Here is an 18,724-nt window from a genome sequence, read left to right on the forward strand (position 1 = left end):
CACCCCAGATCGTGCCCTGTGGGGCCAGGGCCACCTGAGCAGAAGTGGCAGCTAAGCGACCCCCTGGTGGGAGTGGTCGCGTTCGCCTGGTCGTTCCTCGCAGTTGGTCGCTCCGCTTCCGGTCCGCTCCGGTCCGGCGGTCATGGCCGCGGCCCACCGTCCTGATCACCGGGGTGCACGTGGAGGCTGCGCATCCCCGGCGCCGCCACCGCGCAGGCGTCCCCCGCGAGACCACGCGGTGTCATCGGCCCGGCCGGATACGTATCGGACGGGCGCGCACCGTCGGGGCACCGTGACGTCACCTCCCTCGAATGACACCCGCCGGCATCGACCGGCGCCCGCCGGTGCAGGCAAGGTCTGCCGTGACATCGGCCCGCTAGCGGACCCAGGACCTCCGTCGGGCACGCGGGCGTCGTCGCGTGATCGCGCCCTCCAGGGCGTTCAGCTCAGAACGAGCTGCATGGCCGGCACAGGGGACCGGGTGGAGTCGACATCGAGACGGCCATGACCTCGTGGCCGCACACCGCCGGGAAGACCCCGTTCCGCGATCGCGCGGCTGCCGCGAAGACGTCGAGACCGACCAGATGCGAGTTGCCGTCGAGCGCGCACGTCAGCTCGACGAGTTCGGGTCGCCGAGTCGCACGGTGGTGGCCGCTATACGCGCCGCGCATGGCTACTCACCGCACCCGTCGCAGACGGCGGGCGACTCCGCACGAAAGGGCCCCACGAGGCGCGTGCTCACGTCGGCGAAGGATCGCACCCTGCTCACCTCCGCCGAGCGCCCCGTGCATGTGCATCTGAGAGGAGCATAACCATCGTCGTGTGCAGCTGCAAGCTCAGGGAAACTGCCCGCGAGCGCTCTCTCCGTCGTGAGAAGACGGTTCGGGCCGCGGCCATCCACCCGATCTAGAGGATCTCGGTCCCCGCTGGTGGCCTCTGTGTCGCCGGATGAGCCCAGACGACGGGTCAGAGGGTGGCGCGGGCCGCAGCCACGACGTCAGCGCTCTCCTCGGGCGTCAGCGCGGTCACGCTCAGCCGGTCGATCAATTCGAGGTACGTCTCGACGTCTTCACGCTTGTCCACGTAGAAGGCGCTGGTGAGCTGCTCGAGGTAAACGATGTCGGGCAGGTCGGGCTCGGCGAAACGCAGTAGCGTGAACGGCCCACCGGTCGCCACCTGGCCGCTACGGGTGAAGGGGATGATCTGAACGGTCACCCGCGGCCGCTTCATCATCGACAAGAGGTGGTCCAGCTGGCTGCGCATCACTTCGGTGTCGCCCATGGTCCGTCGCAGGACCGCTTCGTCGATCACGACCCAGAAGTCGGGTGCGCCTGGGTTGTTGAGGAGATGCTGTCGCCGCATGCGTAACGCGACCCGCTCTTTGACGTCGGCTGGCCGTGCAACCTGACCCTGCTCGATCACGGACTGAGCGTAGGCCTCGGTCTGCAACAACCCGGGGACGAATTGGGGCTCGTAACTGCGGATCACCGATGCGGCCTGCTCCAAGCCGACGTACATCTCCAGCCAGCCCGGCATGACGTCGTTGTAGGACTGCCACCAACCCGGCTCGTTGGCCCGCCGGGCCAGGCCCAGGACGGCCTCCCGCTCGGCGTCCTCGGTCACCCCGTAGGCCGAGAGGAGGTCCACGACGTCGCGTTGCTTGAATCCCGTCCGCCCGAGCTCGAGTCGGCTGATCTTGGCTTCCGACCCCCGGATGAGGTCGGCCGCGGCGGCCCGACTCATGCCGCACTGTTCTCGTAGCCGCCGTAGTTGAGTGCCCACGAGGATGCGGAGCACTGTCGGGCCGCCGCCACTCGCCCGCAGGCTCTGCTGGTGGCCGGGCCAACCCGCTTCACCGATGATGACCACCGCCCGTGTGCAAGGGTTGGCGAGAGTGTGCCAGATCAGCGTGGCCTGGGGCAGCAGGGCGCTGAACCGTGCGTCGGCCGGGCCTCAGGGCTTCCGGCCGATGGCCCCGATGACCATCCGGTGCGCGGGATTGTCCGGGTCGGGGAAGTCGAAGCTGGGTCGCCACTCGCTGCAGGGCACGAGGCCGGGTTCGACGAGCTCGAGTCCCTTCAGGAAGTCGGCCTGTTCCGCGGTGGGTCGGAAGCACCGAGAGCCCATGTTGTAGTCGTGGAAGATCTGGTTGAGCTCGCGGGCACGGGGTTCGCCCGGGTCGGCACAGCCGGAGTGCACCAGGAAGCTGCCGGACGGGAGCCGATCGCGAATCATCGCCACGATTCCGTGCGGGTTCTCCTCGTCTTCGATGTGCATCAGGATGCCACCGAGGATCACAGCAAGGGGCCGGCTCAGGTCCAGGAGCCGCTGGGTCTCGGGGTTCTCGAAGATGGCTTCGGGATCCCGCAGGTCCGCGGTGATGACGACGGTGTTCTCGTTGGCACTCAGCAGGGCTCGGCCGTTCGCGAGCACGATCGGGTCCTTGTCCACGTACAAGACCCGTGTGTTCGGGTTGATCTCCTGGGCGATCTCGTGGACGTTGCCGGCGGTCGGCAGGCCGGAGCCGATGTCCAGAATCTGGTCGATGCCGGACTCGCCCACGAGGAACCGCACGGCGCGGCGGATGAAGTTGCGGTTCGCCGCGGCGAGCAACGTCGTCTCGGGCACCGCGTCGATCATGGCCTCGCTGGCCACCCGGTCCACGTCGTAGTAGTGCTTGCCGCCCAGCAGATAGTCATAGACCCGGGCGATCGAAGGGACGGAAGTATCGATCACCCCTGCGGAGGAGTTCGCTCCTCCGGTCGCAGCTTGGCTCGGGTTGGTCATGGGCTCCGCCCTTCTGCTCATCAGTACCGACAGTGACCCTATCGAGCGACCCGCGGCACTGGCACACCCTCGGCCTCGCAGGCACTGGAGGAGCCGGCTGGTGCTCAACGACCACCGCCCTCTTCGCCGGACCGAGCCGTCGACGCCGGGCCGACATCGACGACCTGGGCGGGCGGCGGATCACGCGCACCACAACCAACCCCGATCGCTCCGCCGACCCGGACCGGCGAGAAAGGGGAGGCGAAAGACCATCCACCGCGTGCGGGGAGCACCCCGCCGCGTGCCGGTTGACACGCTGCGTCGCCGGATCGACGGTCGGTGCAACCGCAAACGAGCGCTCAGATGCACGCGCACCGCAACCGTGAGGCGCGGGTACCTCGGGAGGAGAGAGATGCCGCACGACGGACCGGGGTCCGGACCGATCGTCGACGCCGGAGGACCGGTCCTGGCATGGCGGAAGAGCCGCCGCAGCAACCCCAACGGGGCGTGCGTGGAGATGGCCCGCATGCCCGACGGGCATATCGCCGTGCGGGATTCGAAGGACCCTCACGGTCCGATGCTGACGTGTGCCGCGATGGAGATCGCCAGGCTGGTCGACGCGATCAAGGCCGGTGAGCTCGACGACCTGATCTCCTGACACGGCGAATGCGCCGAGGTCAGGCGCTCTCGTCATCCCCGGGGAAGACGCTGTCGGCGGTGTCCTGCCTCGAGGACGCGGCGCGAGCAGTTCGACCAGGACGAGCGGGCCGGCCCGGGATCGGGCCTCCCGGGGTCGGGTCTCGTGTCTGGAACACCGTGCCCTGCGCACCTCTTCGCGCGCCCCGCACCTCACGCGTCGGGGGCACCTTGGACACTCGGTGCGGTCACGACGGCGTTCGGGTTGGTGCCTTGGTCGTTCCGCGGGCTCGCGGGACACCTACGGCGGAGACCAGGCAGAGTTCCACGCCCCGATCGACCGTGGCGACGGCTGCTTCGTGCCCGCGTCGGCCGAGACCGCACGACGCCGCGACGTCCACCTCGTGGCCCACCACGTTCTCGACCGCAGCCAGAATCGCCCGGTGCTCCTCGGACGGCAGTCGCTCGTGAAGGAATCCCGCGACCAGACGCGTCCCGACCGGAAGCCGCAGCCGCCCGAGGGGATCGTAGGCCCGCGGGTCGAGTGACGGTGGTTCCTCGCCGGCCGCGAGCGGGATGTGGACGTAATCCAGAGGACGCCCGGCCGGCCAGCGCCGCGCGATCGCGTTGGCGAGCATCACCGCCGGGCCGGCATCCTCCGGTTGGGCGAGGGCCCGGTGCTGCAGGTCGCCGAGACACAGGTGCAGTCCGAACCGCGCGCCGACCGGGGCGCGGCGGGCGAGCTCAGTGATGCCGGCGGCGAGCCACCTGGCGACCACCGGACGCAGCAGCCCAGGCGCCGTGGCGACGAGGACGAGCTCGAGTGGGATCTCGAGCTGGAAAACGACCTCGGAGCCGTCTGCTGAGTGGATCTCCTCGATCTCGCCGAGCAAGGCGTCGGTGAACGCCCGCCGGTGCACCTGTCCGCCCCGTCGTCCCATCAGGAACGTCGCGAGGTCCAGGTCGCCGGGCAGCCCGACCTGGAACCTGAGATCGGCCGGCACAGCCCCCTCGGCGTGCAGCGCGTCGAGGACGCGTCGACCGACTCGGTGGGGTTCGACGTGCTGGAGGTCCAGGTCGCGGCCGCGGAGGCGGTGCCCTCGACGGACACGAAAGTCGAGCCTGTCGTCGTAGGAGGTCCAGTGGCCGTCCCGCCGGACATCGAGGTCGGGATGCGTGCGGAGGCTCTCGGCGATGTTGGCGATCCAGCGCTCGCGCTCGCCGGTCTCTCCGTCAGGGAGAGAGGTCAGCACACCGCCGCACCGCTGGGCCATCTCGCGCATGGCTGCGTGGGCCGTGACCCCCGGCCAGCTCCCCACGAGATGCACACGCCGTGACATGGAGAAAGGCTAGAAGTCCTCCAACAGCCCAGGAAGCCTGCCAGAAGACGCACTTCATCGGGTGAGTGATCGCAGACCGTACGTGCCTGATCGCTCGAACGGAACGCAGGCTCGAACGGGTGGGCAGGTCAGCGTCGAGGAGGGCGACCCCAGCCACCGCCTCGAAGATCACGACTGCAGGCCACGACCTCCGCCGGCGCCGACGGCGCCATCACTCCAGGGTGCAACCCGGCACTACCGCCAGGGATCGGTGATCTCGCGGAGGTCGGCGAGGATGCGGCGCAGCTGCGCCATCCTGCGTGCCCCGAGGTGGGTCTCCCACTCGGCCTCCACCCGGGAGACGACCGCGCGCGACGCCTCCACGCTCCGGTGACCCCGCTCCGCGATCCGCACGAGCCGGGCCCGCCCGTCACCCGGATCCGGCACGCGGTGGACGTATCCCAGCCGCTCCAGCTGGTCGATGAGGAAGCCGGCGCTCTGCTTGGTGATCCCTGCCTGCCGGGCGAGATCGCTGAGCCGGCTGCCCTCCGGCGCGATGCGCTGGAACACGCGCGCCTGGGACGGCGTGATGTCGTCGAAGCCGGCCGCAGCCAGCTCCTCGAACACCCGCGTCTCCATCGCCCGGTAGGGCAGGTACAGCAGCAGCCCGGTGTTGAGCTCCTCCGTCACGTTGACGAGCCTACGAGAAAGTAAGAGACTCTGTCTTCTTTGGTCAGTCTCTCTGACGGGATCGATGATGGACGTCGACGAGAAGTGGCAGACGATCGCCGGCCAGCGCACCGTTCTCGCGGACGTGCTCACGGGGCTGTCCGACCGGGACCTCGACCGTCCCTCGTTGTGCGCGCGCTGGAGGGTGCGCGACGTCGCCGCGCACGTCGCGCTCACGCCGTGCTCGCCGGGCCTGCCCCGCATCCTCGCGTCGGCCCTGCGCGCTCGCGGCGACTTCGACGAGGTCAACCGCACCTCGGCGGTGGGCCACGCCGAGCGGCTCGGGCCGGCCCTGGCGGGCGAGCTCCGGGCGGTCGCGTCCAGTCGACGCAGGCCTGCGATCACGACGGTCGACAACCTGCTGTTCGACACGATCGTGCACGTGCAGGACGTCGCCGTGCCCCTCGGCGTCGAGGTCGACGTGCCGCCGGAAGGCGCTCGCGAGGGTGCCGACCGTGTCTGGAGGATGGGCTGGCCGTTCTGGGCCCGGCGTCGGCTGCGCGGGCTGGAGCTCGCCGCCACCGACACCGACTGGATGCGGGGGTACGGCGAACCGGTGCGCGGACCGATCCGCGACCTCCTGTTCCTGCTCACCGGACGCACCGAGGCGGCGCTTCCCGGCCTCCACGGTGCAGGCGTGCGGCACCTGGCATCGCACCCGTAGAAGAGAGATCGGCACCGGCGAGGAGTGAGGGGCGCCCCGACGGGACGCCCCTCACTCAACTCCGTGCCCGCCTCCGCGATGCCCCGCCCCGCCGCGTCTGACTGTGCGATGCGGTCGCGTGGCCGAGAAGGCAGTGGGTGGCTGCCCTCCCGATCCGAGAGCCAGGAACCGGTCGGCCAGCCACCGAGAACGCTAGGAGCCGCGGCCTACCCTCGGGACCCCGACATCAGGAACTACTTCCCGCCGACGACGTTGTCCCGCGGCCGTTCGAGGACCGGGACCGCGTGAGGGCGAGCCCACCGAGAGCGGCGCCGATCAGCCCCAGGACCACGGCGACGACAGCCCCGGCCAGACCGTTGCCGGTGCCGAGGCCGCCGGCGGCGCTCGCCGCGTGCAGCCCGCCGACGAGTGCGGCGACCAGCCCGAGCACCAGGGCCGCGAGGGGCCTGCTGCGCGCGCCCGGGCGAGCCAGGCCCAGCACACCCACGACCACGGCGGCCAGTCCCACCACCGCCGCCGTGGTCGGCACGGTCCGGCCGACGCCGAGCTCGTAGCCGGCGGCGGCGAGGGGCATGTCCGTGGCCCGGAGCGCGGTGATCACGTCGTTGAGCATCAGGAGTCCTTCCAGGTCGGGAGCACGGAGCCGAGGGTGCGCGCGTGGCGACCCCGCCGGCATCGGCCTGCGGGCGTCTGTTCGGTCTGCCGTGCCCGCCGTACGGTCGGCTCCTGGGCGTAGGACCTACGGCGGGAGCGCTACGGCCGGAGCACGTCCCCGGGCGGACGCGTGCTCCCCTCGATCACGCGCAGGATGAGGAACGGGCCGCGCACCCCGGGCTCGAGCGGGGAGGCGGACCGATGGGCGACACCGCGCTCGGGGCTGCGCGTCGGCGCCCGACACCGACGGCGGTGGACGTCGGTCTCGGCGTCACGGTGGCCGCGGTGGTCCTCGTCGCCGCGTTCGCGGGGATCGGCCCGGCGTCGACGACGAACGCACGCGCGCTCGACGTCGGAACGTTCGCCCTCGCGGCGGCACTGGCCGGCGCGCTCGGCATCCGTCGCCGACACCCGGTCGCGGCGCTCGTCGGGCTCAACGCGGTCGTTCTCCTCTGGTTCGTCGGGCCGTATCCCGGGCGGCTCGTCGCGCTGGCTCCGTTGGTCGGCTGCTACGCCCTCGCCGCGGACCGTGGCTGGCGCTGGGGCCTGGCCGGCGCGGCGCTCACGGCGGGGGTCCAGATCCTGGCGATCCGCGTCGTCCTCGGGGATGTCGCCACCGTCGGCGTGGTGCCGATCGCGGTCCTGCTCGCCGCCACCGCGGGGAGTGCGGGGGCGGCGGTCGGCTACTACCGGGCCCTGCTGACGAGTACGCGGGCCGAGCTCGCGAGGGAGACGTCGTTCCGCGAGGAGCGGACCCGCCGCCTGATCGCCGAGGAGCGGCTGCGCATCGCCCGCGAGCTGCACGACGTGGTCGGACACTCGATGGCGACGATCAGCGTGCAGGCCGGCGTCGGTCTGCACGTCCTCGAGCAGCGCCCCGGCCAGGCCGCGGAGGCCCTCGCGGCGATCAAGGCCATCTGCGACGCGGGCCTGGCCGACGTCAAGGCCGTCCTCGGGGCCCTGCGCACCCCGAGCGGGGACGTCGAGCAGTCCTCGGGGCTCGACCGGCTGCCGACACTCCTCGAGACCGTCGAGGGGGCCGGCCTGCGCGTCGAGCTCGACCTCGACGTCGACGGACGAGCGCTGCCGGTGCCCGTCGACCTCGCCGCCTACCGGATCGTCCAGGAGGCGCTCACCAACGTGATCCGCCACGCCCGCGCCCGGACCGTGTGGCTGGCGGTGGAGCACCGGCCGTCCCGGCTGACCCTCCGCATCCGGGACGACGGCACCGCGCCTCCGGCAACCGACGTCTGGGGACAGGGCATCGACGGCATGCGCGAGCGCGCCCGCGCGCTCGCCGGCTCGCTGACGGCCGGCCCGCACCCCGACGGCGGCTTCGAGGTCTGTGCGGAGCTCCCGGTCCCGGAGGCCCGGTGACGTCCACCGACGACGATCTCCTCCGGGTGCTGATCGCCGACGACGAGGCGCTGGTCCGGGGCGGCTTCCGCGTGCTGATCGATGCCGAGCCCGGGATGACGGTGGTCGGCGAAGCGGGGGACGGCGCGGCCGCGGTCGCGATCGCACGCCGGACCCGTCCCCACGTCGTGCTCATGGACATCCGGATGCCCGGGGTCGACGGGCTCGCCGCGACACGGGAGATCACCGCCGATCCCGGGCTGGCCGGTGTCCACGTCCTCGTCCTCACCACGTTCGACCACGACGAGTACGTGATCGAGGCTCTCGGCGTGGGAGCGGCCGGCTTCCTGGTCAAGAACACCGAACCCCGCCAGCTCCTCCACGGGATACGGGTCGTCGCCGGTGGCGAAGCCCTGCTGTCCCCGGGACTGACGCGCCGCCTCGTGGCACGCCTCGTCGATCGTCCGGGAACCCCGCGCGTCGACCACGCGGTCCTGGACCAGCTCACGGCGCGCGAGCGGGAGATCGTCGGACTCGTCGCTCACGGACTGAGCAACGAGGACATCGCGGACGCACTCACGATCAGTCGGGCCACCGTGAGGACCCACGTCGGACGGGCGATGTTCAAGGTGGGCGCCCACGATCGGGCCCAGCTCGTCGTGATCGCCTACCAGAACCACCTCGTCGCTCCGCCCGATCCCTCGTCGTGACGGCGATCCGCCCTCGGGACCGTCGGTCGGCTGGTGGTTCGCTGCGGTCAGCCGCGAGGAAGCAGGTCGATCCGTGTCGCGGGGGTCGCGACGAGGTCGCTCGTGACGAGGGTCAGCCGGGCGCGCAGGTCGCGGAGGGTGAGTCGCGGGAGCTGCAGGATGCCCAGGGCGTCCGGCGGCGGGAGCGGGAAGGTCGGCGAGAGGGTGATGGGCACGGTGGGGATGCCCGCGACGACCGGGGTGGCGGTGAGCTCGAGGACGTAGAGCCGGGCGGGGCGCCCCGCGACACGGCAGTTCGCGGGACAGGTGATCGCGAGCCGTCCGGCCGGCGCTGAGGCCTGCACCGCGAGCTGTCGGGCCACGGCCTGCAGTGCGCTCAGGCGCAGGGTCGTCCGCCGCCGGGGATCGCCCGGTGCCGGGCCGGCCCCTTCGATGCGCAGGCCGTCGATCGTGATCTCGGCCGCGGACAGGGTGAACTCGCCGGCTGGTCCGGGGCTCGGCGCGGCGCCGGCCGTGGCGGTGTCGGTCTGCAGGCCGAGCGCCACGAGCAGGACGCAGGCCGCGATCCGCAGCCCGGTCGCCGTCCACCTGCTGGTGACGTCAGGGGCGGGGGTCAGCACGGGGTGACCGGGGAGTCGGGGTCCAGGCCAGCGTCGCTGCCGCGCCGAGGACGGCGAGCAGGCTGCCGATGATCAGCCCGCCGAGGTTGGTGGTGACCACCGCGACCAGCGCCGCGATCATGGCGATGACCCCGGTGGCGGTCTTGAACTCCGGGCGCCACCAGGCGGCGCATCCACAGCAGGCCAGCACCGCGGCGACCAGGGTGGCGGCGGAGCCTCCCGGGGTGGACAGCGACACGACGAGCTCGCCGATGCGCAGGGTGACGAAGGGGATCGCGAGCACGACGGCCGCCCCGACCAGGATGCCCAGCCCGCCCCAGAACGGGCGTGTGCGCCGCCAGCGTCGGAACCCGGACGTGCGTGTCGCCGGCCCCATCAGTAGCACTCCCGCTCCCGGGCCCCGAGGGCGATCCGGGCCTGGTTGAGCCGAAGCGTGCCGGCGGTGACCGAGCGGGTGACGATGCGCAGGTTGGTCGCCTCGAGGGTGTCCGACTGCTGGCCGAACCCGCCCGGCCGGCCCGTCGCGTCGGCCGGTCCCTTGTCCAGTTCGCCGGCGTCGCGGCCGAGCTCGACGTTGCGCTGCACGAGATCTCCGTCGATCTGCTCGGCGGTGGTGAGCACGTTGTCGGCCTGGAAGCCTTCAGCGCCGGGGGTGGCGATGCGCAGGACGACGGGTCCGACGCCGGGCAGGTCGCCCACCGGGACCGAGAAGCAGAAGTTCGCCGCCTGCGCCTGCCGGAACCCGGAGGTGAAGACGGGGACGGCCGCCTCCTCGGTGCGCTCGACCGCGGGGTACTGGGCGACCCCCTGGGCGACGAAGCGATCGGCGGAGAGCTTGCCAGCCACCCCCGCGATCGTGAACGACGCCGCGATGGCGCCCTGAGCCATGGCGAGGAGGAGGCCGGCGATCAGCACGATCCCCAGCCCCGAGAGCGCGAGCAGGCGGGCGCGGCGCGTGTGGCCTGCCTCCGGTTCGCCTCTGCCGCCGATCTCGATCTGCTCGGTGGCGGGTTCGATCATGCGACGCACTGTAGCGAGTGCGTTTCGTCACGCGACTCGGGGTCTAGGATCGCGGTCGTGCTGGGGAGCGACTACGAGGACCAGGTCTGCGCGGCAGCGCGTGCCCTCGAGGTCGTCGGGCAACGCTGGACGCTGCTGATCCTGCGGGACCTGTTCCTGGGCCTCGTGCGGTTCGACGATCTCGTGGTCAGCCTGGGCGTCACCCGCAGCGTGCTGACCCGCCGACTCAGCCACCTCGAAGAGCACGAGCTCATCGAGCGGGAGCTCTACCAGCAGCATCCGCAGCGCTACGAGTACCGGATCACTGCCAAGGGCGCGGAACTGCTCGATGTGCTCGCGCGACTCCTGGAATGGGGCGAGACCTACTATCCGCACCCCGACGGCCCGACCCGGCTGCTCCGGCACACCGGCTGCGGCGGCCCCGTTCGCACTCTCCTGACCTGCACGAGCTGCGGCGATCACCTCGGGCCCGGCGACGTCACGGCCCTGCCCGGTCCGGCCCGCGCCGGCCTGAACCACCCGCCGGCCGGTGAGCAGGGACCCGGACCGAGGCATCTCCACCCACGTGGCGAGGTCCGCACCACCGACACCTCGTAGGGGACGACCGCCGTCCCCAGGGGTGTCCGGCGCTCCGTCCGCCCTTCGGCCGTCACCGGTCGAAGTCGACCGCCACCTCCGGGCTCGTGGGGCGCGACTGGCAGGTCAGCACGGCGCCACCCGCGACGTCGTCGTCGGAGAGGGCGTAGTTCTGCTGCATGTGCACGGTGCCGCGGGTGATGGTGGCGCGGCAGGTGCCGCAGATGCCGCCGGTGCACAGGTAGGGCACGTCCACGCCGCCGTCGAGGACGGTCTCGAGGAGGGAGGCGGTGCCTTCGCTCTCGACCACCGTCTGTTCTCCGCCGCTGGTGACGGTCACGGTGGCGGGCACGACGTCGGCGAGGTCGTCCTCGTCGAGGTCGTCGTCAGGAGCGACGAACAGCTCTCGGTGGACCTGATCGGCGGGGACCTCGTGGTCCTCGAGCACGGACTCGACGTCGTCGAGCAGGGTCGACGGGCCACAGAGGAACCACTCCGCGCTCTGCAGGCGGGGATCGCGCAGGTGGTGGCGGAGCCGATCGGCGTCGAGGCGGGCGGGCACGACGTCCTCGTGCTCGGTGGTGGTCGGGCCGCCGTCCCGCCCTTCGGCTCGCGAGTGGAAGTGGACGACCTCGAGGCGGCCTTCGAACTGGCGGGTGAGCATGGCCAGTTCGTCGGCGAACATCGCCGATCCGGCGTCGCGGTTGGCGTAGAGCAGCGTGGCACGGCTGCCGGGCTCGGTGGCCAGGGCACTGGCCAGGATCGAGATCACCGGCGTGATCCCGCTGCCCGCGGCGACGGCCGCGATGTGGCGGCGTGCCTCCGGGTCGGGAGTGAGGGTGAACTGTCCGCCGGGCGGGGTGACGCTCAGTTCGTCGCCGGCCGCGAGGCGGGTGTTCGCGTACGTGGAGAACTGACCGTCCTCGGTGAGGCGGACGGCGATGCGCAGGACCCCGGACCCGGCGGCCGTGCAGATCGAGTAGTTCCGGCGGACGTGCTCGCCGTCGATCTCCGCGCCGACGACCACGTTCTGGCCGGGCAGGAACCGGAAGGTCTCGCGCAGTTCGCCGGGCACGTCGAAGGTGATCGAGACCGCGTCGGGGGTGAGGCGACGGACCTCGGCCACGCGCAGCCGGTGCGGCCGGCGCGGCAGGTCGGCGTCCCGGTCGATGTTGTCGGTGATCCGGCGCCAGGCCCGGTACTCGGCGGGCGAGAGTTCGCTCCCCCAGGCGGTGGAGATCGGGGCGCCGCGGTCGAGGTAGTCGGACTCGGCGCGCCGCCAGGCCTGGACGTAGCGATAGAACGGGATGGTCGGGTGGATGTGGTGCACCAGGTGGTAGTTCTGGTACAGCATCAGCGGGTTCATCACCCGTTCCCACCCGACCCGGACGCGGGTGGCCCGGAACCGGTTCGACGATGCGGTCGCCTCCAGCTCGTGGTGGGGGAGCCAGTCGAACCACCAGGCGAGCAGTCCGATGCCGAGGCGCTGCGGGATCACGTAGATCACCAGCAGCTCCCAGCCGTGGCCGGTGACGATCATCGTGGCGAAGGCGGCCACGACCGCCACGAGCACACCGATCTGCTCGGCGACCTCGGCGCGCGGTCGGCGGGCGATCAGCGGGGAGTAGAACCAGAAGTAGTACAGGTCCTGGGTCATCCACCGCAGCGGCAGCGCCCACGACGGCCCCAGCTCCGACCAGGCGTCGGGGTCGGCGAAGCGGTCCTCGTTGGTGTTGCGGTGGTGCTCGATGTGGACGAAGCGCAGCACCGGGAACGACGCCCACGCGGCGACGAACACGATCGACAGGCGGCCGAGGACCTCGTTGACCCAGCGGAGCCGCCCGCCGGCCAGGTGCGCGGTCTCGTGCAGCACCGTGAACATCAGGAAGGTCACCACGGCGTGCACCGGGATGGTCAGCACCAGCCACCAGGGACTGAGATCGGCGAGCACCAGCCAGGTGGCGCCGACCCAGAGCGCGAGGGCCCCGAAGAACAGACCCAGGGTCGGGAGCGCGACCGCGGGCATCGGCACCCGGGGATTCGGAACGCCACGGCGGATCGCCCGGGACTCGTCCTCGCTGAGCACCCGTCGTTCGTCGGACGGGTCGGTGGTCGTCGACATCGACTCCTCCTCACGCCTGGTGATCGATCGCGACCCGGAGAGTATTTGACACTTGGCCGCAGAGTGTCAACGGAGAAGACATCTTGCCCTGAGATGTAAGGTGCCGTCATGGCGGGTCCCGGGACGTTCCGCGACGACATGCGTGCGCAGCTGCGCCATCGGCTGCTCGACGCCGCACGGGCGATCACCACCGCCGACGGCTGGTCGGCGCTCACGATGGGGGCCGTCGCCGGCCGGGCCGGGATCAGCCGCCAACACCTCTACAACGAGATCGGCACGAAGCAGGACCTCGGCGACGCCCTGGTCAGCAGGGAGACCGACGAGTTCCTGGCGGTGACCTCCGGTCAGCTACGCGCCCACCCCACCGACCTGGTGGCCGGGGTCGGTGCCGCGGTCCGGCACGCCCTCGACCACGGCGCGGACAACACCTTGCTCAAGGCGATCCTCCACGCCGAGGACTCGCGGGGCGACAGCCTGCTCCCGCTGCTCACCGCACGCCCCGACGCGGTGCTCATCCGCGCCAAGCAGGCCCTGGCCGCCGAGATGGTCACGCTGGGCTTCGACACGCGCCTGACCGCGGCCACCCTCGACGCCTACGTCGACGGGCTCGCGCGACTCGTGCTGAGCCATCTCACCCAACCGACCGGCCCGGCCGAGCTCGCCGTCCTGCAGGCTCAATGGCTCACCCGGGCGGCCGTCCCGCCCGGCTGAGCGCGTGGCGGTCAGCGAGCACCATCGGTGGCCCTCACCGCTGATGGCCGGTGACCGCGACGACCCTCTCGGCCAGACGGGGAAAGATTCGTCCGGCCACGTCGAAGGCTCTGAGCTGCCAGGGCAACAGCACCTCGCGACGCTCTCCCTCGATCGCCCGGACGACCGCGCCGGCCACCTGACCCGGTGTCCGCGGGGGGATCAAGGCGTCGACCTTGGGGACGCGCTCCTCGGCGCCGGGGTTGTTGGCGAAGTACTCGCTGTGGACCTTGGCCGGCACGACTTCGCTGACCCCGACCCCCGTGCCGCGCAGGTCCTGTCGCAGCGCTGCGGTCAGCCCGCGCAGGGCCCACCGCGCGCCGGCATAGCCCGTGGCGCCGGCCCACGGCATCCGCGAGACGGGCGAGTTGACGTTCACGAGCCATCCGCTGCGGCGCCGGAGCATGTCCGGCAGGAACTCCTGGGTGACCAGCAGCGCGGCCGAGTACGGGACGGCCGTCATGCTCTCCAGCTCGCGGGGCTCGGTCTCGTCGAGATAGAGGAAGCGACCCGCTCCGGCGTTGTTGACCACGACATCGGGGACCCCGACGCGCTCGCGGACCGCGGCGCCGAGGGCGAGGACCTGCTCGCGGTCTCCGACGTCGGCCGGGAAGGCCTCCGCACGACCTCCCCGGCTCTCGATGTCGGCGACCCGCTCGGCGAGCGTCTCGGCGTTGCGGGCGACGAGCAGCACCACTGCTCCCCGTGCGGCGAGATCGACCGCGATCGCCGCGCCGATACCGGTCGACGCTCCGGTGACCAGAGCAACGGCGCCCTCCAGTCGCATCTGCGTCCCCCTGCGTCGCATGGTTGAAGGCGCCGCACGTTACGGGGCGACCGAGCGCCGTCACCGTGACCCCGCGCGCTCGGCGAGGACGGACGTTCCTGCCTCCGGCTCCGGCGGGTAGCCCAGTCCCTGCGCCGGTTGAACTCCGCAGCCGCATCGTCACCGCGGCCGGAAGGACCCCTGCGTGTTCGACTCGATGATGACCGCTGTCCTGCAGACTCTGGGCCGAGCGGTCGTGCGATGTCCCGACGACCACGACCAGCACCCGCGTGGACGGAGCTCGGTCGAGTCCGGTCGGGGTGGTGCGGTGGTGCTCGTCGGTGGCTTCGCCACCACCGACCCGGTGCTGGAACCGATGAACCGGTGGCTCACCGCCCGCGGGTGGGACGTCACGCCGGTCACCGGCGGGGCGGGGATGGGTTGCGCCGGCTCGACCGTCGAGGCGCTGCGCGCCCACACCGTCGCGGCCGCCGAGCGCACGCGGTCCCCAGTGTGGCTGGTCGGGCACAGCCGCGGCGGGCAGTTCGCCCGCGCCGTCGCCGGTGCCGCTCCCGGCCACGTCGCGGGCCTGATCACCCTGGGCGCTCCGTTCGACCTCTACGGCCTGGGCCTGCCCACGCTGGCCGCGGCGGCGATGGTCACCGCCGCGGGCACCCTCGGGGTGCCCGGGATGGCGACCCTGCGGTGCCTGACCGGCTCGTGCTGTCGCGACTTCCGCGGCACCTTGCGCCGCCCCCTGCCGGACGGGATGCCGTTCACCAGCATCTACAGCCGCGGCGACCGGACCGTCCCCGCCCACGCGAGCATCGACCCGGCGGCCCGCAATGTCGAGGTCACCGGCGGGCACCTGAGCCTGCTGACCGGCACAGCCGCCCGTCGCGCCGTGGCCGTCGCCCTCGACGACCACGCCGCCCGTCCCGAGGACACCGCGGCTCTCCCGCTGGGCGCCTGAACTCCCGGTCACCCCCCGGGGGGCTTGCGCCCCAGGCCTCCACCACCGCGACCCCGCGGGTGTGGGGCCGACCCCGTGGTCGGGCACCACCGGCCGGACGCGGCGTCGTCGTCGGCCGGGCTGCGGCACGCACCGTGAGGTAGGTTCCGCGTCCTGGTTGATACCCCAGCCTCGCCCCTCGGCTGCCCGCCGAATCGCCTCGAGGTCCGGAGTCCCTTGACCGACTCACCGCCCACCGTCCGCACCCGTCGCGCTGTCGACGACGGCGGAGCAGACGCGCAGCCCGACGCGCGCCACGCCCGTGTCGAGGTCGGTCACGACGACGTCGACGGTGTCGTCATCACCCTGCACGGAGACTTCGGGTGCCGTGACGTCGCGCTGCTCAGCTGTCATCTGCACACGGAGCTCGACGCGTCGCCCGCGAGGATGGTGGTCGACACGAACCGGCTCCGTGGCGGCGACGACGCGCTGGGGCAGGTCCTCGCGACCGCTGCGGAGCGCGCGGAGGCCGACGGCACCGCGCTGCGCCTGATCGAGTCCGCCCACCACACCGGGCGCGACCGGTGACCGATGAGGCGCGGAGGGACGCGTTGCCGGACCTGAGCGGCGTGCGCGACGCCGTGGCGCTCGCACTGCGCGGCTCCGATCCCGTGGAGGCGATGCGGGTCGTGTGCCGATCGACGGCGGAGGCGTTGCTGGTCGACGGCGCGGCGATCTCGACCATCACCGGTACCCGCCACCGGGAGACGCTGTGCGCGAGCGACGAGACCGCCGCCGAGCTCGAGGAGCTGCAGTACAGCCTCGGGGAAGGACCCTGCTTCGAGGCGTTCGACCTCGGGGTCCCCGTCCTGCTGCCCGACCTCGACGGCACGGCCGGCTCGCGCTGGCCGATCTATGTCTCCCGGGTGGTGGAGCACTCGCACGCCCGGGCGGTGTTCGTTTTCCCGGTGCGGTTCGCGTCGCTGCGGATCGGCACGCTGAGCACCTACCGCACGACCCCGGCCCCCCTCGGTCCCGAGGCCCTCGCCGCCGGGGGAGAACTGGCCCAGACCGCGGCGTTGGTGCTTCTGAGCCTCCAGGATCCGGCCGGTACCGCCGCCCAGGTCCAGCGTGAGGTCTCGGCAGGACGGCTCGGCGTCCAGGTGGCGGGGCACGACAAGGTGCACATGGCTGCGGGCATGCTCGCCGAGCAGCTCGGCCTGTCCACCGATGATGCGTTCGACCGGCTGCGTGGGCACGCGTTCGTCGAGAGCCGACTGCTCGTCGACGCGGCCTCGGACGTCCTGGCCCACCGGTTGCGTCTCGACCAGGCGGCCGATGGTCCTCCTGACACCACGGGCTCGCCGGAACGCTGACGTCAGCGGTCCGCGGCCTTCCTGACCGAGCGGGGCAGGGCCGACGGCGTCGAGGTGCTCCTCCCGCACGCCTGGGGTGTCACCGATCCGTTCGCGGGGCTGTGAGCGCCGGAGCGGCGGGACCAGCGGGGCGTCCACCGCGCCCTGCTTGCTGCCCATGTGTCGGGCTAGCGTGTGCTCCCCCGGGCACCGACCCCGCACCGAGAGTCGAGGAGCCTCGCCGATGAACGTCCGGACCGAGACGCCGTCCGCGGCTCCCCGTCCAGAACCGGCGGAACCCGGGCTGTCACGGGGATGAACCAGCAGCTGAAGGAGCTCGCCGAGCAGCTCGACGCCAACGGTTGGGCGGCGGAGCTGCTCGACCACCGCTGGGACCTGGTCTGGGTGTCCGACGAGTTGCTGGCGGTGTACGGCGAGCGCGACGCCGAGCAGGTCGGCGTGGGCGGCCACGTCCTCGCGGCGCGGGGGAGGGCCCTGGGTCGGGGCACGATCACGCAGGACAGCGCGCAGCGGTGGCTGCGCCTCAACGGCCCCTTCCTGCTCCACGACGCCGGGGGCGGCGCCGAGCAGTTCGCCGATATGCTCGACCCGGACGCGGCGGAAACGCTCCGGGGCTGCGAACCTCGGCCCGCTCCGCCTGCCTGGACCTCGACGGTCGACTTCGCACGCGACGAGTTCTTCGGCCGGTTCACCTACCTCACCGAGCGGGTCCACGACGCCGCGGGCGAGCTGCTGGGCTACCTCGTCGTCTACACCCTCGACGTGCCCGCGAGCACGGCGGCTCTGCTGCTGCGCGGTGACCGGGCGATGCACGAGCGGATGGCCGCGCTCGTGCGTCCCGGTCAGCGGTCGGCCGCGGTCCTGTTCGCCGACCTCCGGGCCTCCGGGTCGCTGTCGCGGCGGCTCCCGAGCTCGGTCTACTTCCGGCTGGTCCGTGACATCAGGACCGCGCTGGAGGCGGCGGTGGCCGAGCGGGGAGGGATCGTCGGCAAGCACGCCGGCGACGGCGTCAGCGCCCTGTTCCTCGCCGAGCAGCTGGACTCCGCCTCCGGGGCGGCGCGCGCTGCGCTCGAGACCGCGCGTGGTCTGCCGGAGGCCGTCCGCGAGGTCGCCGGCGGCCTGGCGGACGAGGGCCTGCCGATCGACCCGGACGATTGCCGGCTGAAGATCGCCGTGCACTGGGGGCCGAGCCTCTACGTCGGCCAGGTCGCGAGCCAGGGCCGCCTCGAGATCACCGCCCTCGGCGACGAGATGAACGAGGCGGCGCGGATCGAGCAGTGCGCCGCCGGCGGGCAGGTGCTGGCGTCGAAGGCGCTCGTCGAGAGGCTCGACGAGCAGGACGTCGCGGCGCTCGGCCTCGACCCGTCCCGGGTCGTCTACCGGGCGATCGCCGACATCGAGGGTGTCGACGAGAAGGCCAAGCGCGACGCCGGGTCGGTCGCCGTCGCCGACCTGCTCTGACCTCCCGGTGACGTCGGCCGGCACGGGCGGTCACCGGCCCCGTCCCGAACCTCTGCGCTGGCATGCCGCACCGCGAGGTGCGGGTATCCGTGGGTCGAACGTCGACGGTGAAACCCTCCGCCGTCTCCGAGCTGGGCGACCGACGCGTGGCCCGCTGTGACAGGGAGACGCCGTGGCATCGACCGAGCGCGCACCGGAGTCGGCGGACCAGGTCGGTGCCCTCGATCGGCGTCGACAACGGGCTCTC

Annotated in this window: 20 protein-coding genes; 10 read left to right on the plus strand and 10 right to left on the minus strand. The window is 72.2% G+C overall.

Features of this window, described 5'->3' with window-relative positions; genetic code table 11:
* Positions 1–966 precede the first annotated feature (966 nt).
* Together PH191_RS21895 and PH191_RS21900 are read right to left on the minus strand one after the other, a co-directional pair.
* On the minus strand, positions 967–1,860 hold the full coding sequence (locus PH191_RS21895) for a helix-turn-helix domain-containing protein (protein ID WP_420791837.1): 894 nt from the start codon (positions 1,858–1,860) through the stop codon (positions 967–969).
* 93 nt (positions 1,861–1,953) lie between these two features.
* The gene (locus PH191_RS21900) at positions 1,954–2,787 is read right to left on the minus strand and encodes an SAM-dependent methyltransferase (RefSeq protein WP_274196755.1); all 834 of its coding nucleotides are present in this window, start codon (positions 2,785–2,787) and stop codon (positions 1,954–1,956) included.
* 391 nt (positions 2,788–3,178) lie between these two features.
* Here PH191_RS21900 and PH191_RS21905 point away from each other — a divergent pair, with 391 nt between their 5' ends.
* Entirely contained in the window at positions 3,179–3,424 is a 246-nt protein-coding gene (locus tag PH191_RS21905; protein WP_274196756.1) for a DUF397 domain-containing protein, read from the plus strand.
* A 226-nt stretch (positions 3,425–3,650) separates the two neighbouring features.
* Here PH191_RS21905 and PH191_RS21910 read toward each other — a convergent pair whose 3' ends face one another.
* Positions 3,651–4,685, minus strand: coding sequence for a hypothetical protein (locus PH191_RS21910; protein ID WP_274196757.1), 1,035 nt, complete (start codon positions 4,683–4,685; stop codon positions 3,651–3,653).
* 291 nt (positions 4,686–4,976) lie between these two features.
* Positions 4,977–5,411 carry a MarR family winged helix-turn-helix transcriptional regulator gene (locus PH191_RS21915; RefSeq protein ID WP_274196758.1) on the minus strand — a complete coding sequence of 145 codons (435 nt, stop codon included), beginning with the start codon at positions 5,409–5,411 and terminating at the stop codon, positions 4,977–4,979.
* Positions 5,412–5,475: 64 nt separating this feature from the next.
* Between PH191_RS21915 and PH191_RS21920 the strand changes: the two genes are divergently transcribed.
* The gene (locus PH191_RS21920; RefSeq protein WP_274196759.1) at positions 5,476–6,114 is read left to right on the plus strand and encodes a maleylpyruvate isomerase family mycothiol-dependent enzyme; all 639 of its coding nucleotides are present in this window, start codon (positions 5,476–5,478) and stop codon (positions 6,112–6,114) included.
* Between the two features lie 226 nt (positions 6,115–6,340).
* Here PH191_RS21920 and PH191_RS21925 read toward each other — a convergent pair whose 3' ends face one another.
* The gene (locus PH191_RS21925; protein WP_274196760.1) at positions 6,341–6,727 is read right to left on the minus strand and encodes a DUF6223 family protein; all 387 of its coding nucleotides are present in this window, start codon (positions 6,725–6,727) and stop codon (positions 6,341–6,343) included.
* 242 nt (positions 6,728–6,969) lie between these two features.
* On the opposite strand from PH191_RS21925, the gene PH191_RS21930 reads away from it, so the two are divergent.
* The gene (locus PH191_RS21930) at positions 6,970–8,145 is read left to right on the plus strand and encodes a sensor histidine kinase (protein ID WP_274196761.1); all 1,176 of its coding nucleotides are present in this window, start codon (positions 6,970–6,972) and stop codon (positions 8,143–8,145) included.
* Positions 8,142–8,834: a response regulator gene (locus PH191_RS21935; protein ID WP_274196762.1), complete on the plus strand. Its 693-nt coding sequence runs from the start codon at positions 8,142–8,144 to the stop codon at positions 8,832–8,834. Before PH191_RS21930 ends, PH191_RS21935 begins: the two co-directional genes overlap by 4 nt.
* A gap of 47 nt (positions 8,835–8,881) precedes the next feature.
* Here PH191_RS21935 and PH191_RS21940 read toward each other — a convergent pair whose 3' ends face one another.
* The 3 genes from PH191_RS21940 to PH191_RS21950 are packed head-to-tail and all read right to left on the minus strand — an operon-like array spanning position 8,882 to position 10,474.
* Positions 8,882–9,454, minus strand: a complete 573-nt coding sequence (locus tag PH191_RS21940; protein WP_274196763.1) for a hypothetical protein — start codon at positions 9,452–9,454, stop codon at positions 8,882–8,884.
* Complete coding sequence (locus PH191_RS21945) at positions 9,435–9,830, minus strand: DUF6114 domain-containing protein (RefSeq protein ID WP_274196764.1); 396 nt, start codon at positions 9,828–9,830, stop codon at positions 9,435–9,437. The genes PH191_RS21940 and PH191_RS21945 overlap by 20 nt, the downstream gene beginning before the upstream one ends.
* A complete protein-coding gene (locus PH191_RS21950; protein WP_274196765.1) occupies positions 9,830–10,474 on the minus strand; it encodes a DUF6230 family protein in 645 nt (214 codons plus the stop codon). Before PH191_RS21950 ends, PH191_RS21945 begins: the two co-directional genes overlap by 1 nt.
* Positions 10,475–10,531: 57 nt before the next feature.
* On the opposite strand from PH191_RS21950, the gene PH191_RS21955 reads away from it, so the two are divergent.
* On the plus strand, positions 10,532–11,071 hold the full coding sequence (locus tag PH191_RS21955; protein ID WP_274196766.1) for a winged helix-turn-helix transcriptional regulator: 540 nt from the start codon (positions 10,532–10,534) through the stop codon (positions 11,069–11,071).
* Positions 11,072–11,123: 52 nt separating this feature from the next.
* Here the strand turns inward: PH191_RS21955 and PH191_RS21960 are convergent, their stop codons facing one another.
* Positions 11,124–13,172, minus strand: coding sequence for a fatty acid desaturase (locus PH191_RS21960; protein ID WP_274196767.1), 2,049 nt, complete (start codon positions 13,170–13,172; stop codon positions 11,124–11,126).
* 108 nt (positions 13,173–13,280) lie between these two features.
* Here PH191_RS21960 and PH191_RS21965 point away from each other — a divergent pair, with 108 nt between their 5' ends.
* A complete protein-coding gene (locus PH191_RS21965) occupies positions 13,281–13,883 on the plus strand; it encodes a TetR/AcrR family transcriptional regulator (RefSeq protein WP_274196768.1) in 603 nt (200 codons plus the stop codon).
* A 34-nt stretch (positions 13,884–13,917) separates the two neighbouring features.
* On the opposite strand, the gene PH191_RS21970 is transcribed toward PH191_RS21965, so the two are convergent.
* A complete protein-coding gene (locus PH191_RS21970; protein WP_274196769.1) occupies positions 13,918–14,709 on the minus strand; it encodes an SDR family NAD(P)-dependent oxidoreductase in 792 nt (263 codons plus the stop codon).
* A 307-nt stretch (positions 14,710–15,016) separates the two neighbouring features.
* Here PH191_RS21970 and PH191_RS21975 point away from each other — a divergent pair, with 307 nt between their 5' ends.
* From PH191_RS21975 to PH191_RS21990, 4 genes are all read left to right on the plus strand, one after another.
* On the plus strand, positions 15,017–15,661 hold the full coding sequence (locus PH191_RS21975) for an alpha/beta hydrolase family protein (RefSeq protein WP_274196770.1): 645 nt from the start codon (positions 15,017–15,019) through the stop codon (positions 15,659–15,661).
* 216 nt (positions 15,662–15,877) lie between these two features.
* On the plus strand, positions 15,878–16,228 hold the full coding sequence (locus tag PH191_RS21980) for a hypothetical protein (protein WP_274196771.1): 351 nt from the start codon (positions 15,878–15,880) through the stop codon (positions 16,226–16,228).
* 23 nt (positions 16,229–16,251) lie between these two features.
* On the plus strand, positions 16,252–17,016 hold the full coding sequence (locus PH191_RS21985; RefSeq protein ID WP_274196772.1) for a GAF and ANTAR domain-containing protein: 765 nt from the start codon (positions 16,252–16,254) through the stop codon (positions 17,014–17,016).
* Positions 17,017–17,310: 294 nt separating this feature from the next.
* Positions 17,311–18,477 (plus strand): adenylate/guanylate cyclase domain-containing protein, encoded by a 1,167-nt coding sequence (locus tag PH191_RS21990; RefSeq protein WP_274196773.1) that lies wholly within the window; start codon positions 17,311–17,313, stop codon positions 18,475–18,477.
* Positions 18,478–18,724: the final 247 nt, after the last annotated feature.

Source organism: Actinomycetospora callitridis, assembly GCF_028737265.1.
GTDB lineage: Bacteria > Actinomycetota > Actinomycetes > Mycobacteriales > Pseudonocardiaceae > Actinomycetospora > Actinomycetospora callitridis.